The sequence below is a fragment of the Ruegeria sp. G2 genome, assembly GCF_056533505.1.
Window position 1 is genome coordinate 145,447 of sequence record NZ_JBQFON010000003.1, and the last position, 15,207, is coordinate 160,653.

Genomic DNA, 15,207 nt, shown 5'->3' on the forward strand with positions numbered 1-15,207 from the left:
ATGAGCCGTAAGGTTCTGTTGATCGAGGATGAACCCAATATCACCGAGGCGATCCGTTTTTTGCTGACGCGTGAAGGGTGGCAGGTTGAAACGCATGCCGAGGGAACGGACGCGGTGCAGGTAATCCTGTCCGCTCAGCCCGATTTGGTGATTCTGGATGTGATGTTGCCGGGTAAAAGCGGAATGGATGTGCTGCGTGATCTGCGCGAGCATGAGGAGATGAAGGCATTGCCCGTCCTGATGCTGACTGCGCGCGGGCAATCCCGTGACCGGGAGATGGCCGAACAGGCCGGGGTCAGTCGTTTCATGACCAAGCCGTTCTCGAATGCCGAGGTTTTGACGGCGGTGCGTGACCTGCATGCGCAGGCGTCACAGTCATGAATTCCCCGGACGACGGCAAAGGCCGGCCCTCGCCGGCCCGACCGTCTCTGTTTCTCGAGCGGCAGGGTTATCGTCGGCGCAGACTGGCGGATGCGGCGCGGCTGCTGCCATTTCTGGGGGCCGCCCTGCTTGCGCTACCGCTTCTGTGGCCTGATGAAAGTGAAAGTGCCGAGGCGTTGTCGCTTTCCTCAGCCATGTTCTACATCTTTGCCTGCTGGGGGATTCTGATCCTGATCAGTGTGGTCTTTGGCATTGCTGCCAGGCGTATGGCAGCGCGCGAGAACGCCGAGCCCGGGGCCGAGTCATGGCGACGCTGAATGTCCTGATCCTGGTCTGTCTGGGCTACGTGGTGCTGCTGTTCGGCGTGGCCTTTGCCGCTGATCGGGTTGCGGCACGCGGAGGTGGGAAATGGCTTCGGTCCCCGCTGATCTATACGCTGTCTCTGTCGATCTATTGCACCGCCTGGACATTCTATGGCGCGGTCGGCAACGCCGCGCGTTCTGGACTGGAATTTGTGACCATCTATTTGGGTCCAACTCTGGTAATGATCAGCTGGTGGTGGGGCCTGCGCAAGTTGGTTCGTATCGGACGCAGCCAGCGCGTGACCTCCATCGCTGACTTGATCTCGTCGCGTTACGGTAAGTCCAACACCCTGGCGGTTTGCGTGACGATCTTGGCGGTGCTGGGTGGCACGCCGTATATCGCGCTGCAACTGCAGTCGATCACGCTGTCCTTTTCGATCTTTGCCGAGGCTGATCCAACCGGCCTTTACCGCGAGGGATCCAGCGTATTCTGGGTCGCTGCCGGTCTGGCGGTCTTTGCGATCCTCTTCGGTACTCGCAATCTGGACGCAAACGAGCGCCACCACGGCGTTGTCACGGCTATTGCCTTGGAATCAGTTGTTAAACTCTTTGCTCTGCTGGCGGTTGGTATCTTTGTCGTCTGGGGCGTCGCGGGGGGGCTGGGGCCGATGATGGACCAGATCGACGCGTCTGAGATTGGTCAGTGGCATGTGGATGCCGGGCGCTGGACCACTTTCATCTTCCTCTCGGCAGCGGCTTTTGTCTGCCTTCCAAGGATGTTTCAGGTCATGGTGGTCGAGAATGATGACGAAGGCCATCTGCGCACTGCAGCCTGGGCCTTTCCGCTTTATCTGCTGCTTATGAGCCTATTTGTGGTGCCGATCGCGGTGGTCGGGCTGGACCTGATGCCTGAGGGATCGAACCCGGACCTGTTTGTGCTGACCGTGCCGCTGTCGCTGGGCAATGACTGGCTGGCGATGCTGTCATTTATCGGCGGGTTCTCCTCGGCTACGTCGATGGTGATCGTCACGGCCATGGCGCTGTCGACCATGGTCTCGAACCACGTGGTCATGCCGATCTGGCTGAATACGCAGGAAGGCACCGCGTCGGTATCCGGTGATGTCCGGACCATCGTTCTGATGGCCCGCCGTGTCTCGATCGCTGTGATCATGGCACTGGGCTATTTCTACTACAGCTTGTCAGGTGGCGGGGCTGCACTGGCTTCAATCGGTCTGGTGGCCTTTGCCGGGATCTCTCAGATCCTGCCCGCTCTGGTGGGTGGTTTGTTCTGGCGCGGTGCGACCAGAACCGGGGCGTTGGTGGGGCTCAGTGTTGGGTTCTTCCTGTGGATTTATACTCTGCTGCTGCCCGGCATGGAAGGTGGTATCATCCCGGCGTCGGTGATCGAAAACGGACCTTTCGGCTGTGGCTGGCTACGCCCGCAAGCGCTCTTTGGGATCGAAGGAATTGATCCGATGGTGCATACAGTCATGTGGTCGCTGTCACTGAACACAATCGCCTTCTGCGTCGCTTCGATGCTCAGCTTTCCAAGCCCGCTGGAACGCCTGCAGGGTGCACAATTCGTCAATGTCTTCGACCACTCGGTTTCGGCGCGCGGCTGGACCGGGTCAGTCGCGCAAAGCGAAGATCTGATGATCATGACCCAGCGGATTTTGGGCACCATACCAGCGCAGGAATTCTTTCAGGCCGAAGCGGAACGGCAGAATGGCCGGCCTGGACGTCTCCCCGAACCAACTCCGCAGTTTCTGGAACGGCTGGAACGTGAACTCAGCGGTTCGGTAGGTGCCGCAACCGCCCATGCGATGATTGGTCAGATCGTGGGTGGTGCGTCTGTTTCGGTCGAGGACCTGCTGGCCGTAGCCGACGAATCCGCTCAGATGCTGGAATATTCCAGCCAGCTCGAAGCGAAATCGGCTGAACTCAGCCGCACTGCGCGCCAGTTAAGAGAGGCCAACGCCAAGCTCACCCAAGTATCAAAGCAGAAAGACGCCTTTCTCAGTCAGGTCAGCCACGAGTTGCGCACGCCGATGACCTCGATCCGCGCATTTTCCGAAATCCTGCGCGACGCCGAGGGCCTGAGCGCAGAAGAGCAGACCCGCTATGCTGCGATCATTCATGACGAGTCGCTGCGTCTGACCCGGCTGCTAGACGATCTGCTTGATTTGAGCGTCCTGGAAAGCGGGCAGGTCAGCCTGAATATGGATGACGCAACGCTGAACGAGGTATTGGATCGAGCAGTCTCAAGTGCTCTGGCAGGCAGTGATCGCAAGATTGGTGTGCGGCGGGTGCGCGCCAACGAACGCATCCCGCTCTACACTGATCTGGATCGGCTGGGGCAGGTCTTCATTAATTTGATCTCGAATGCTCAGAAATACTGCGACGCTGATGAACCGGTGCTGACGATATCGGCCCATGATGTTGGCGGGCAGATGGTGATTGATTTCATCGACAATGGCAGCGGCATCCCGACCGAGGCCCAATCGCTGGTGTTCGAGAAATTTGCCCGCGTTGGCTCGGACAAGGCAGGTGGGGCCGGGTTGGGTTTGGCGATTTGTCGCGAGATCATGCAGCGCCTAGGGGGCGAAGTCGCCTATTTGCCTGGGCACGCAGGAGCCGCCTTCCGTGTGAGTCTGCCACTTGCTTATCGGCAGGCCGCGCAATGAGGATGTCATAAAGATATTTGTAACGATCTGCGGGTTACACAATTTCTAGGTGTATTCTAAGACGGCAGATCGGGGCGATGACCAAATCAGCATTGGCACGCAAACTATCGGCGAGGCAGGGTGGATTTGATACACCCCGTTCAATTCTACGTGCCCTGCGGCTTGGTTTGGCGCGGGCGGCAGGTGATGGCATGGGGCTTGCGCTGGCAGTCATCGGGGCCAAACAGGCGTTGCGTGCGCAGGAGGATGTGACCGCGCGATTGAAACAGGGTTGGTTGATACTGCTTTTTGGCTCGGATCACGGTAGCGTGGCGGCAGTGTGTCTGGACCCGGGATGCGTGTCGGCCGTGATTCAGCAGCAGACGATCGCAATTGTCACCTCTGATCCACCGTCGGAGCGAATGTTTACGGACACTGACGCCGCCATGGTCGCCCCCTTAATCGAGGATATGCTGGGCCGGGCGCAGAAGCTGGTCGAATCCCCGGCGGATATGGCCAGCCTGTCGGGGTTTGAGTTCACATCGCGGGCTGAAGATCGGCGCAGCCTGACACTGGCGCTGATGGATGAGGCATATCGTGTATTCGATCTGACAGTCGAGTTGGCTGGCGGTAGCCGACAGGGGGAGGTTTGCGTGTTGTTGCCTGACCGACCTCTATCTGATGCGGAGCAGGAGGCGGAAAACAGTCTCGCGGGTAAGAACCTCGATCAGGCATCCGGCGTGATGCGCGCTGAACTGAACGCTGTAATCAGCCGTATTTCACTGCCGTTGACTGCTCTGTCAGAGTTGACTGTTGGCGACGTCCTTCCGTTGCAAGGCGCGCGTGTGGATCGGGTTGAAGTTCTGTCAATCGACCGTGCCCGTATGGCGATTGGTCGGTTGGGGCAATGCGGAGGGATGCGCGCGGTTCGGATAAATGAACACAATCCGGTCGCGACATTGCCAACGGAGGACGAACAGTCCTTTCTGGCTCGCAAGTCTGGCCCAGTTTCCAAACTGGACGATGACGAAAAGTCAGCGTTGCTGGACGAAGAAATTGTGACCAGCGAACAGGCAATGAATGATACTCTGCTTAACCCGGATGATATTTTGCCATCGAATCCTGACCAACGCGTTGCCGAGATTTCACATCTTGCTGGACTGCCAGCGCCTGAGGGCGATGGGCCGTACTAGGTGGCTTAGTCCTGTGCGCGCAACTGCTCCAGCGCTGGGCGAAGCCCGTCGAGCGCATAGCCAGCCTTACCCGTCGCGTCCAGAATTTCATCCGTGCTTAGCCGGTTGCACTGTCCCAGCGCCCAAACAACCGAGCAACGGGTACCGGATGCGCAATAGGCCAGGACAGGCCCGCGGCAGCTTTCGGCCAGATCGCGCTGCAGGGCGACATTCTCTGGCGTCATAGTCTGGTGCGTCAGTTCCAATACCTCGTATTCCATTCCGGCCTCGCGCACGGCCTGCCCGATGGCATCAGACTGCTGATCTGGCGGCACCTCGGTATTAGGACGGTTGCAAATCACCTTGACGAAACCTGCCTTGGCGATGGCTGGCACGTCCTCAACCGTGATCTGGGGTGAGACGGCATAGCGGGGGGTAATCGGTCGAATCTCCATGACAACTGATTAGGCCGCGTCAGCCATCCTGTCCAGTTGTGCGCCCAGTTTTGGCGCGGCCAACATGCCCGCAATCATTGCGATCAGGAACACAATTCCGCCAACACCACCATAACTGAGCGAGGCCATCGCCGGGCCCGGGCACAGACCTGCCAACCCCCAGCCAACCCCGAACAGAACCGAACCTACGATCAGCCGGCGATCCAGTTCAACTCGAGGCGGGGCAGGAAAATTGCCGCCCACCAGTGGCGTTCGGTTCCGGGTCATTTGCCACGCCACCAACATGGGCAGGATCGCCCCGCCCATGACAAAGGCCAGCGTCGGGTCCCAGTTGCCGAACACATCCAGCCATCCCTGCACCTTGGTGGTGTTGGTCATGCCCGAGATCAACAGCCCGGTGCCAAACAAACCTCCGGCGAGAAAAGCAAATACTGAGCGCATCAGATCACCCCCAGAACTTGGCGAAACAGAACGACCGTTAACCCGCCCGCAAGGATATAGAAAACCGTGGCGACAATCCCGCGCAGGGAGAAGCGAGAAATCCCGCAGACGCCGTGACCCGAGGTGCACCCATTTGCAATCCGCGTGCCCACACCGACCAGTAACCCGGCCAGGATCACAATTGCTAAATCCGGGGTCAGATGAGTCTGAGTCTGTGGTGCAATCAAGGGGCGTAGCAAGAAAGGCATCCCGATCAGCCCAATAACAAAGGCTAAACGTTCCGTCATTGCACTGCGGTCGTTGCGCTCAACCAATCCGCCAAGAATGCCACTGGCTCCCATGATCCGACCATTGCACAGAAGATATACAGCGGCACCCAGCCCGATCAGCAGGCCACCCGCAAGACCCCACATCCACTCCACATTCATTTCTAGATCCTCACCTGATATTCCGTGTCAAAGCTTGTTGACCGGAATTTTCATGAAAACATCACCTTGTTCATCCGCCGGTGGCATCTGACCGGCCCGCATATTAACCTGCAGAGAGGGTAAAATCAGACGTGGCATTGCCAAGGTCGCATCCCGCGCATCGCGCATCTCGACAAATTCCTCAACGCTTCGGCCTTGTCCGATATGGACATTCAACGCCTTCTGTTCACCTACCGTCGTTTCCCAGGCAAATTCATCTCGGCCGGGTGCCTTATAGTCATGACCTACGAACACCCGTGTTTCTTCGGGCAATGCTAAAATCCTTTGGATTGAGGCAAATAGATCCTCCGAAGATCCGCCCGGGAAATCGCAGCGTGCGGTTCCAAAATCCGGCATGAACAATGTATCGCCAACGAAGGCTGCGTCGCCGATTACATAGGTCATGCAGGCCGGAGTATGACCCGGCGTATGCAGGACGTCCCCGCGCATCTGGCCGATGTGAAAGCTGGCCCCTTCCGTAAACAGAGCATCGAATTGGCTACCATCACGCTGGAACTCGGTCCCTTCGTTGAACACTTTGCCGAATGTGTCCTGCACGACTACGATATTCTCACCGATCCCGATTTTTCCCCCCAGCTTTTCCTGCAGATAGGGCGCTGCTGACAGGTGGTCGGCATGGACATGGCTTTCCAGTATCCATTCCACCTTCAACCCGTTGGCGGTCACATATTCGACAATTTGATCGGCCGAACTGGTGTCAGTGCGACCCGAGGCGTGATCAAAATCCAAAACGCTGTCGATGATGGCGCAGGCCTGTCCCTCGGGCTCCTGCACCACATATGAGACTGTGAAGGTCTGAGGGTCAAAAAAAGCTTTCACTATGGGCGTCATGGGATCCTCCGTTCGGCTCTATCTCATATATCAATACTGGAATGTGATTAAAGTGCCAAATCACGAATTGATGTCTGTCAAAGCAAATGCCGCGAATTGAGCATATGTTTTGGGCGACCAAGGTCATATTGACGGAATTTGGCCCTCACAGGCAAGATTCCGCGATGTTTTGGCCCGGTCTCGTGCTGGTCTTAATCTTGTTACCTATATCAGGCAGACTGGCACTGTATGGGAGGATGCAAATGACTGCTCAGGATCTTTATACAGAGGCGGAACGGCTGGAAGAAAGGCTACATGGTGCATGCTTGGAGACCCGACTGGCTCTTCAGCCCCGTGTCAGTCAGGTTCTGGATAAAATGCGCGCGCAGCGTGTTCAGATACCTTCGCGCTTGCGGCGGTTAGATGCGGCGCTGTGCGAAGATGCGCTGGAGGCGCGGTTCGACAATATGCCGGTGTGATCTGTTCGGTTAACTAAAAGAAATTCCGAGGATAACCATCATTAGCCCCAGAACCGACAGGAAAAGGGATGCAAGATTCCAGGGTAATACGCCCTGAACTGCAGCGCGGAGTTCCTCATCGGTCAGGTTAGCTTTGCGCGCTTTTATCACCCGCAAGATGCACCAGACCAGACCGATCAGACCGGCCATGGACAGGGCGGCACCGCCCCAGACGATAATGTCGAACATAGTTGTTTACGCTCACCCGTTGAACCCGTCGTCGCGCTTAGCGGATCGATGCCATTCAGACAAGCCCGCCGTATTGAATGTCTGCTTGCGATCGGGTCGGTGCCGATGTATCCGGCTGCTTATTTTCAGCCCTTGGGAGAGACGCAGATGGAAGACATCACCGAAGATCAGGCCGCAGCAAATTACCGAGTGACCGCAGGCGAGCTGCGCCAGTTCATTGAGCGTTTCGAGCGTCTTGAAGCCGAAAAGAAAGATATTGCCGACCAGCAAAAAGAAGTCATGGCCGAGGCCAAAGCCCGTGGCTACGATACCAAAGTCATGCGCAAGGTCGTCGCCTTGCGCAAGCGCGACAAGGACGATATCGCCGAAGAAGAAGCGGTTCTTGAAATGTACAAAGAAGCGCTTGGTATGACCTAAAACCGAGCCAATAAACCAGTTCCGCAGCCTAAGGTTTCTTGAGTACCGCTTGGTGTCGGGAATACGAACGCCACAAAGCGGAACATAGTACCGACGTCTAGGGCTTATGGCAGGAACCAGTCTTCAGGGAACAAAAACCAGCAGGATTGAGAAGTGAATTGAGCAGGTTTGCCTCTCAAACACCTTCTTGGCCCAAAGTGTGCGATATGTGAACGAAACAGCAAAAAGAGTGAGCGCGCCGGTTTCGACGCGCTCACCTGGCGGTTACGGCACTCTCCTTTCTTGAAGCGGGGAGAAGCTTGCCTCAGGAGACGTTCAGCAACACGCGTTTTTGCTAGATCGCAACTTTCGTCAGGTTGGCAGCTCGCCATCGACACCTTGCACAAACCAGTTCATCTCATGAACTTGCTTGTCGGTCAGCGCTTCGCCTTCTTCGATCACCGTCTCACCATTTGCGTTGGTGATGGGGCCAGCAAACGGGTTCAATGTTCCATCTTTCAGCGCTTGCTCGACATTGGTTGCAGCAGTTCTCACGTCATCCGGCAACGCGTCGTTATATGGCGCCAACATGACCAGTCCCCCACTGATACCACTATGCTTCCAAACTCGCAAAAGCGTTCCAATTCAATGGCTCACAGTTGCCTAAGATTGCCGTGCAGGTCAGAACTAATTTTGTTCAGCGGCGCTGAGACAAACTAATCTGTTCGTTCCTTGGTTAGTCGCCCAAAGGCTGTGGACCAGTTCTTCCATGGTAAGCCGTCAAGGACGCACGAATTCGACGAAGATTCTCCTTTGTTTCGTCGGTCATCTCCTGCGCCACGATCATGGCCAATGCGTCAACAATTGCGAGGTGGGCATATCGCGAGGCTGTTGGTTTGTAGATGTCGCTGTCTTCAGGCAATTCCGTGAGCAGGGCAATTTTGGATATGTCTGATAGTCGGGTGTTGGGCTTGGTGATGCTGATTGTGGTCGCGCCGTAACCATTAGCGACTTCCGCCGCACTAACGATGGCGTCGGCTTCACCGCTCGCCGAAACAAGGAAGAGAACGTCTTCGGGCCCAAGCGCGGCCGCGCGCATTTGTAGGACATAGCTATCATTGACGAAGAACGATGGAATCCCGAGCCGGAAAAAGCGATTGGATGCTTCCTGAGCGACAAGAGAGGATCCTCCTCCTATTCCCGCAAAAAGGATCTGCCGTCGGTCCAGGCAGGCATCCCTTGCTTCTTCAAGTCTCTCCGTATCGATTTGACCGCGCATGACATCCAGGGTCGCGAACAAGGCCCCAAGGACTTGGTCAATCGCTGTATTCGCATCAGAGCTTTCATCACCGGCGTTTCTGTATAAGTACTGCGCGCTTACGGCGACGTTCTGGGCCAGGCGAAGCTTGAAGTCCCGAAAGCCCTCGCAACCGAGGCTACGGCAGAACCGCACCACCGTTGGCTTGCTGACTGAACAACGTTCTGCGAGATCCCCGATAGTCATCGAGCTGATTTCGTTGAGGTGGTCCTTTACATAATCAGCGACTTTCTGCTCCTGAACTGCCAGTTTGGTCTGCGAGTTATGCAGTGCCGGGATTAGATCTACAGCGCCAATGCGGCCCTTATGCGGGGGCGCGTTTTCATCTGAGGCAGGGCGCGGTTGGTTCGGCATGTGCGTGATTTTCTCCTGGTCACTCATGAAACTTAGTTACATGCATCGCTGTGAGTGAGCAAGATATTCACCGATATTAGCGAAATTTCCCTAATTTTGGCAGCTATAAAGAAACTAAGTTACATTTTTTCGTTGAAAACTCGACCCTGATCGCGCAAGGTGTAACCAAGTTACAGATTCGGGTCCTGGGGAGGAGTGCGAATGTCAGACTGGTTTGCAACCGCAAGCGCAAAAATAAATTCAGTCGTCGAGGGTATCGTCGCCGCGTTGATGTTGTCCTTGGTGCTGGATGTCTGGCTTGGCGTAGTCGACCGCTACTATTTTCACTGGCAACTCCCGTGGCCCGAGGTGCTGGCCCGCTACCTGATGATCTGGGCCGCATTGCTTGCAGTTTCTTCCGGAATCGCGCGCAGGGACCACATCGGATTGACTGCATTCATAATGATACTTCCCGTCGGTATGCGCCGTACTCTGTTGGTTGCGATGGACGTTTTGGCGCTGGCTTTGTTCTTATACGTCGCATTTTTTGGGATCAGCTTCGCCGAAAGCGGAGCGCCCCGCCAAGCGATGATTTTTGGCGCCAGCCTTGCTCCGTTCTACGCAGCCATTCCCGTCGCGGCGACACTGTCATCTGTACAGCTGGTGCTGGTCCTGTTTCGGGATTTGGGTTCGCATATTGACGAGCCACCCTTTGCCACTGAGGTGGAGGAGACGCTGTGATCGTCGCAATCGTTTTTGTCGCCCTTATCCTGTTCGGGATGCCGATTGGGTTTGCCATTGGCCTTGCTGGCGTCGTGGGTCTGATTGACATGGGCGGAACGCAGTTCTTGGCGATTGGTCCCAGCAAGATATTTAACGGCCTCAATATCTTTCCCTTTCTTGCCATGCCGTTCTTCATTCTGGCCGGTGAGATCATGAATGACATCGGGATCACCAGTCGCCTTGTGAAACTGGCTCAGGTTCTGGTTGGACGGTTCCGTGGTGGGCTGGCCCATACCAATATGCTGGCTTCGGTTTTCTTCGCTGGACTAACCGGCTCGGCGACTGCGGACGCGGCGGCCTTTGGTCGAACACTTGTGCCTGCAATGGTAAAAGAAGGCTACAAACGTGATTATGCCTGCGCGGTCACGGCAGCGGGATCCATCATCGGCCCGACCATTCCGCCCTCGGGGCTAATGGTTGTCTACGGGTCGCTAATGGGTGTCTCCATTGCAGGCCTGTTCGCCGCAGGCGTTCTGCCAGGCCTAGTGATTTGTATCGTCTGCATGGCGGTCATAGCCATCGGCGGTAAGCGAGAAAACCTTCCGAAAGCATTGCGCGGCGCGAGCCCTCGCGAGGTCTGGGATACATTTGTTTCCTCACTGACCGCTTTGGCGATGCCGGTAATTATCCTGGGGGGCATTCTGGGTGGGATCGTCACCCCGACAGAGGCTGCGTCGATTGCTGTGGCTTACGCGATGTTCATCGGGATTTTTGTCTATCGGTCGCTGACGTTCAAAGGCTTCTATGCGATGCTTGTCCGTACGGCGCGTATCACTGGCGTTATCTTTGTGATTATCGCCTACGCTGGCATTCTCGGCTGGTGGATGAGCTTTGAGCGCATTCCTCAACTGATTGCGGAAACCGTTCTTGGCCTTTCAGATAACCGGTATGCCGTTATCGCGATCATCATCGGATTGCTGCTGATTGTTGGTATGGTTATGGATATCACCGCCATCCTGATCATCCTTGCGCCGGTGTTGGTTCCGCTCACACAGCAGGTTGGCCTGGAACCCATTCACGCCGGGATCATCTTTGTTCTGGCCCTAAACATATCGTTGATGACCCCGCCGGTGGGCGCTTGTCTGTTTGTTCTGTCGTCCGTCACCGGCGAAAAGCTGGAGCGGATTTCCATCAAGCTGTTCCCGTTTCTGATTGCCGAAATCGCTATCTTATTTGCCTTTGCATTTTGGGAGGACGCAGCCCTTTGGCTGCCCCGGATGTTGGGCTTTGCTCAGTAAATTCCCCACGAAATCCAAACCAACAGGAGAAGAACAATGAAGACTATTCTGACAGGTGCGGCGCTTACCGCAACCATGCTTGCAACCAGTGCGCTGGCCCAAGGTGGCGTCATCAAATTCGGGCACGACAACAAAACAGATCCGTTTGAGAACCCGGCACACGCATGTACCGCCGTGTTCTCCAACCTGGTGAATTCCGGCACCAATGGCAGCGTCACGGTGGAAGTGTTCGGATCGAACCAACTGGGCTCAGCCGCCGAACATGTGCAGCAGGTGCGGGACGGCATCATTCAGGCAACTCTGACATCGACTGGCGCCTTGGCAAGCTACTACCCGCGGATTGATGTGCTGAATCTACCATTTGCATTTAGTGGCAACGCATCGACCTACGAAGTCTTTGACGGCGAGTTCGGCGAAGCCCTGGCCGCAGATATCGAAGCAGAACTGGGTGATGTTGTGGTGCTGGGCTTCCCTGATACTGGCGGGTTCTTTGCGGTCACCAACTCTCAGAGACCTATTGCGGACCTGAAGGACTTTGATGGCATTCGCATCCGCACGATGACATTGCCGTCGCATCAGAAGATCGTGCAAGCCTTGGGCGCCGAAGCCTATCCGCTGTCCTGGGGCGAGGTGTATTCCGGCCTTCAAACCGGCGTGATTGACGGCCAGATGAATCCGGTCCCGATCATCTCCTTCGCCAATTTTGCCGAAGTTCAGCAGTATCTGACGCTGACCAACCATTTGTTTTCGCCCTACACCTTCATGATCAATCGCGCTTTCTTTGAGGGCCTGTCCGAGGCCGAGCAGGCCACGATCCGTACGGCTGCTGAAAACTGCGTAACTGCAAGTCGCGGTCTGTCACGGATCATCGAATCCTCAGATAGAGGTCTTGCGGGCCTCATGGATCAGATTGAAGTGACGGCCCTGACTGACGATCAACGCAGTTCCATGGCGGCTGCAACGCAGCCTGCTTTTGAAGCGCATGTTCAGGAAAACCTGGATGAAAAAGCGGCCGAGCTTCTGGTGAGTTTCAAGGCTGCGGTAGAGAACGCCAACAACGCGTCTTACCTCGACTGATCCTCCCTGACTGCCGGATCCAACCGGCAGCACCTCTTGTCGGAGATCAGTCTCTGGTCTCCGACCCAACCAACGAATTGGATTAGACATGCGGGTTTTCTGTGCGTCCATTGCGACCGAAACAAATACGTTTTCCCCCCTGCGCACGGATTTTTCCGATTTCGAGCAGAGCTTTTACGCACCACCCGGTGAACACCCTGTTACCCCCACGTTGTGCAGCGCTGTGTTTCCGGCACTGAGAAAACGGGCACAGCTCAATGAGTTGGAGTTGATCGAGGGTACTGCTACATGGGCGGAACCGGGCGGGTTGCTAAACCGCGAAACTTGGGGACGCCTGAAGCAAGAAGTGTTGGATCAGGTGAGGGCTGCGCTTCCTCTGGACGGTGTTGTTCTAGGTCTGCATGGCGCGATGATTGCCGAAGGATGTGTGGATTGCGAAGGTGAATTGATCGAAGCCATTCGCGCGATTGTCGGCCCCAAAACGGTTATCGGAGCCAGCTTCGACCCGCACAGTCATCTCAGTCAGAAGCGAGTGGCTAATGCCGACGTGATCACGGTGTTCAAAGAATTTCCGCATACTGATTTTGTTGAAGCAGGAGAAGCCTGTGTCGATCTGACACTGCGCACGATCAAAGGAGACATTCGGCCCGTTATCTCAGTTTTTGACGTTCGTATGTTGGATGTCCTGCCAACCAGCCAAGAACCCATGCGCGGATTTGTCGATCAGTTGAACCAAATGGAGGCAAAGGGGGAAGTTCTCTCAGCTTCTGTCATTCACGGGTTTATGGCTGGGGATTCTCCGGATATCGGCGCCAAAATCGTCGTTTTGACAGATGATGATCGGGCCAAAGCCGACAATATAGCCCGGAATTTGGGAACGGAGCTGTTTTCGTTCCGAGGACAGACAAAGCCAGACTACCTCTCTCCGGTTGAAGCATTGCGAATGGCTCAGAAAGCCGCGCATGGACCTGTGGTCGTGGCGGATGTGTGGGATAACCCGGGTGGAGGCGTCGCAGGGGATTCCACCCTGATCCTTGAAGAGGCCATTGCTCAAAACCTCAAATCTGTCGCATTTGGTACGATATGGGATCCCATGGCTGTTCGCTTGTGCCATGCGGCCGGAGAAGGCGCAGTATTCGATCTACGCTTCGGGGGCAAAACGTCGGCTCTCGCAGGTAACCCAATTGACGCCACGGTCACAGTTGTCCGCAATCAACGCAATGCAGTTCAAAGCTTTGGTGCATCTATCGTCCCCATGGGAGATTGCTCGGTCATTCGTTTGGGTGGGATAGAGGTCGTTTTGAACTCAAACCGAAGTCAGGCTTTCTCGCCAGACCTGTTCACCAACCTCGGCATCGATGTCACTGAAAAAAAGATATTGGTCGTCAAATCTACAAACCATTTCCACGGTGCCTTCTCCGACGTCGCTACCGAAATTATCTATGCAGCCGTCGAAGGGCCCTATCCGAATGATCCCACCAAAACACCTTACAAGAACCTGACACGCCCAATTTGGCCTATCGTCAAAAACCCTCACGAGGAAATTGTGGAATGATTTTTCCTGATATTGACACACCGGCCGTACTAGTCGACCTGGATATCGCCGAAGCGAACATCGACCGCTTTCAGGGGCATTGTGCGAAACACGGACTCGCCGTCCGCCCGCACATCAAAACCCATAAACTACCTATGCTGGCCAAACGGCAGATACAGGCCGGTGCTATTGGCATAACCTGCCAGAAAGTGAGTGAGGCCGAGGCAATGATTGCTGAGGGTGGTATCGACGACGTGCTGATAACCTTTAATATCCTCGGTGACGCCAAGTTGGCGCGGTTGCGTGCCCTGTCAGAGAAAGTGAGATTGTCTGTTGTCGCGGACAACACCGAAACCGTTGACGGTTTGTCGAAATCTTTTGCAGATGCTGCGACACCACTGGGTGTGCTAGTGGAGTGCGACACCGGCGCGGCGCGTTGTGGCGTAACCACCCCTGAGCAGGCGCGAGATCTGGCACGTTATATCGATAGCCAGCCAGGTGTTACATTCCTCGGTCTAATGACCTATCCGCCGGCGGGCCAAGAGGTTGCTGTTCAAGAATGGCTCACCAGAGCCAAACGAGAAATCGAAGAGATCGGGTTGCCGGTGCCCGTCGTGTCCCATGGCGGCTCACCAGGAATGTGGCAGGCGCAGGATGTTCCAGTTGCAACTGAATATCGGATTGGCACCTATATCTATAACGACCGCTCCCTTCAGGCACAGGGCGTCTGCACGTGGGAGGACTGTGCGCTGAGCGTCCTCGCAACGGTGATCTCAGTCCCTGCAGACAATCGGGCTGTGATAGATGCGGGATCTAAAGTGTTGACCTCAGATCTATTGGGACTGGAAGGCCACGGATACGTGATAGGTCGCCCGGACATTCTGGTTCAGGGTCTGTCAGAGGAACATGGCGTTCTGAAGGCCGATAAGATCAATCTGAAGGTTGGCGAGCGCATCCGGATTATTCCAAACCATGCCTGTGTTGTGACCAACATGGTTGATCAGATTGAGACCATTCGCGGCGATCATTCGCTGGGGCCTGTTCCAGTCGTGGCGCGGGGCAAAGTTCAATAACGGCAAAACCGTAGCCCAAAGACGCAGCCTGCGTCG

At 55.8% G+C, this 15,207-nt stretch carries 18 protein-coding genes; 11 read left to right on the forward strand and 7 right to left on the reverse strand.

Annotation, left to right across the window (positions count from 1 at the left end):
• From ACR0DU_RS07725 to ACR0DU_RS07740, 4 genes are all read left to right on the forward strand, one after another.
• Positions 1 to 381, forward strand: coding sequence for a response regulator transcription factor (locus ACR0DU_RS07725; RefSeq protein WP_010443258.1), 381 nt, complete (start codon positions 1 to 3; stop codon positions 379 to 381).
• A complete protein-coding gene (locus ACR0DU_RS07730; RefSeq protein WP_480873443.1) occupies positions 378 to 698 on the forward strand; it encodes a hypothetical protein in 321 nt (106 codons plus the stop codon). The genes ACR0DU_RS07725 and ACR0DU_RS07730 overlap by 4 nt, the downstream gene beginning before the upstream one ends.
• Entirely contained in the window at positions 686 to 3,367 is a 2,682-nt protein-coding gene (locus tag ACR0DU_RS07735) for an ATP-binding protein (RefSeq protein ID WP_480873445.1), read from the forward strand. The genes ACR0DU_RS07730 and ACR0DU_RS07735 overlap by 13 nt, the downstream gene beginning before the upstream one ends.
• A 77-nt stretch (positions 3,368 to 3,444) precedes the next feature.
• Positions 3,445 to 4,539, forward strand: coding sequence for a FliM/FliN family flagellar motor C-terminal domain-containing protein (locus tag ACR0DU_RS07740; RefSeq protein WP_480873446.1), 1,095 nt, complete (start codon positions 3,445 to 3,447; stop codon positions 4,537 to 4,539).
• A gap of 5 nt (positions 4,540 to 4,544) precedes the next feature.
• Here ACR0DU_RS07740 and ACR0DU_RS07745 read toward each other — a convergent pair whose 3' ends face one another.
• Genes ACR0DU_RS07745 through ACR0DU_RS07760 form a run of 4 tightly spaced genes read right to left on the reverse strand, consistent with a single transcriptional unit; the run spans position 4,545 to position 6,733 of the window.
• Complete coding sequence (locus ACR0DU_RS07745; RefSeq protein ID WP_170780637.1) at positions 4,545 to 4,973, reverse strand: protein tyrosine phosphatase family protein; 429 nt, start codon at positions 4,971 to 4,973, stop codon at positions 4,545 to 4,547.
• A 9-nt stretch (positions 4,974 to 4,982) separates the two neighbouring features.
• Positions 4,983 to 5,414, reverse strand: coding sequence for a DUF6691 family protein (locus tag ACR0DU_RS07750; RefSeq protein ID WP_480873448.1), 432 nt, complete (start codon positions 5,412 to 5,414; stop codon positions 4,983 to 4,985).
• Positions 5,414 to 5,842 carry a YeeE/YedE family protein gene (locus ACR0DU_RS07755; RefSeq protein ID WP_010443252.1) on the reverse strand — a complete coding sequence of 143 codons (429 nt, stop codon included), beginning with the start codon at positions 5,840 to 5,842 and terminating at the stop codon, positions 5,414 to 5,416. Before ACR0DU_RS07755 ends, ACR0DU_RS07750 begins: the two co-directional genes overlap by 1 nt.
• Positions 5,843 to 5,869: 27 nt before the next feature.
• Positions 5,870 to 6,733, reverse strand: coding sequence for an MBL fold metallo-hydrolase (locus ACR0DU_RS07760; RefSeq protein ID WP_480873450.1), 864 nt, complete (start codon positions 6,731 to 6,733; stop codon positions 5,870 to 5,872).
• A gap of 242 nt (positions 6,734 to 6,975) precedes the next feature.
• On the opposite strand from ACR0DU_RS07760, the gene ACR0DU_RS07765 reads away from it, so the two are divergent.
• The gene (locus ACR0DU_RS07765; RefSeq protein ID WP_010443250.1) at positions 6,976 to 7,191 is read left to right on the forward strand and encodes a hypothetical protein; all 216 of its coding nucleotides are present in this window, start codon (positions 6,976 to 6,978) and stop codon (positions 7,189 to 7,191) included.
• 9 nt (positions 7,192 to 7,200) lie between these two features.
• Here the strand turns inward: ACR0DU_RS07765 and ACR0DU_RS07770 are convergent, their stop codons facing one another.
• Entirely contained in the window at positions 7,201 to 7,419 is a 219-nt protein-coding gene (locus ACR0DU_RS07770) for a hypothetical protein (protein WP_170543270.1), read from the reverse strand.
• 147 nt (positions 7,420 to 7,566) lie between these two features.
• Between ACR0DU_RS07770 and ACR0DU_RS07775 the strand changes: the two genes are divergently transcribed.
• Positions 7,567 to 7,836, forward strand: a complete 270-nt coding sequence (locus tag ACR0DU_RS07775; RefSeq protein ID WP_010443248.1) for a DUF2312 domain-containing protein — start codon at positions 7,567 to 7,569, stop codon at positions 7,834 to 7,836.
• Positions 7,837 to 8,187: 351 nt separating this feature from the next.
• Here ACR0DU_RS07775 and ACR0DU_RS07780 read toward each other — a convergent pair whose 3' ends face one another.
• Positions 8,188 to 8,406, reverse strand: coding sequence for a hypothetical protein (locus tag ACR0DU_RS07780; RefSeq protein ID WP_010443247.1), 219 nt, complete (start codon positions 8,404 to 8,406; stop codon positions 8,188 to 8,190).
• Positions 8,407 to 8,551: 145 nt separating this feature from the next.
• On the reverse strand, positions 8,552 to 9,514 hold the full coding sequence (locus tag ACR0DU_RS07785) for a MurR/RpiR family transcriptional regulator (protein ID WP_120981179.1): 963 nt from the start codon (positions 9,512 to 9,514) through the stop codon (positions 8,552 to 8,554).
• 174 nt (positions 9,515 to 9,688) lie between these two features.
• On the opposite strand from ACR0DU_RS07785, the gene ACR0DU_RS07790 reads away from it, so the two are divergent.
• The 5 genes from ACR0DU_RS07790 to ACR0DU_RS07810 all read left to right on the forward strand — a co-directional run bounded on the left by ACR0DU_RS07790 (position 9,689) and on the right by ACR0DU_RS07810 (position 15,171).
• Positions 9,689 to 10,207, forward strand: a complete 519-nt coding sequence (locus tag ACR0DU_RS07790; protein ID WP_480873453.1) for a TRAP transporter small permease — start codon at positions 9,689 to 9,691, stop codon at positions 10,205 to 10,207.
• Positions 10,204 to 11,487 (forward strand): TRAP transporter large permease, encoded by a 1,284-nt coding sequence (locus ACR0DU_RS07795; protein WP_480873455.1) that lies wholly within the window; start codon positions 10,204 to 10,206, stop codon positions 11,485 to 11,487. Before ACR0DU_RS07790 ends, ACR0DU_RS07795 begins: the two co-directional genes overlap by 4 nt.
• Positions 11,488 to 11,523: 36 nt before the next feature.
• Positions 11,524 to 12,564 (forward strand): TRAP transporter substrate-binding protein, encoded by a 1,041-nt coding sequence (locus ACR0DU_RS07800; protein WP_480873457.1) that lies wholly within the window; start codon positions 11,524 to 11,526, stop codon positions 12,562 to 12,564.
• A gap of 88 nt (positions 12,565 to 12,652) precedes the next feature.
• Complete coding sequence (locus ACR0DU_RS07805) at positions 12,653 to 14,119, forward strand: M81 family metallopeptidase (protein ID WP_480873459.1); 1,467 nt, start codon at positions 12,653 to 12,655, stop codon at positions 14,117 to 14,119.
• On the forward strand, positions 14,116 to 15,171 hold the full coding sequence (locus ACR0DU_RS07810; protein WP_170780628.1) for a D-TA family PLP-dependent enzyme: 1,056 nt from the start codon (positions 14,116 to 14,118) through the stop codon (positions 15,169 to 15,171). The genes ACR0DU_RS07805 and ACR0DU_RS07810 overlap by 4 nt, the downstream gene beginning before the upstream one ends.
• Positions 15,172 to 15,207: the final 36 nt, after the last annotated feature.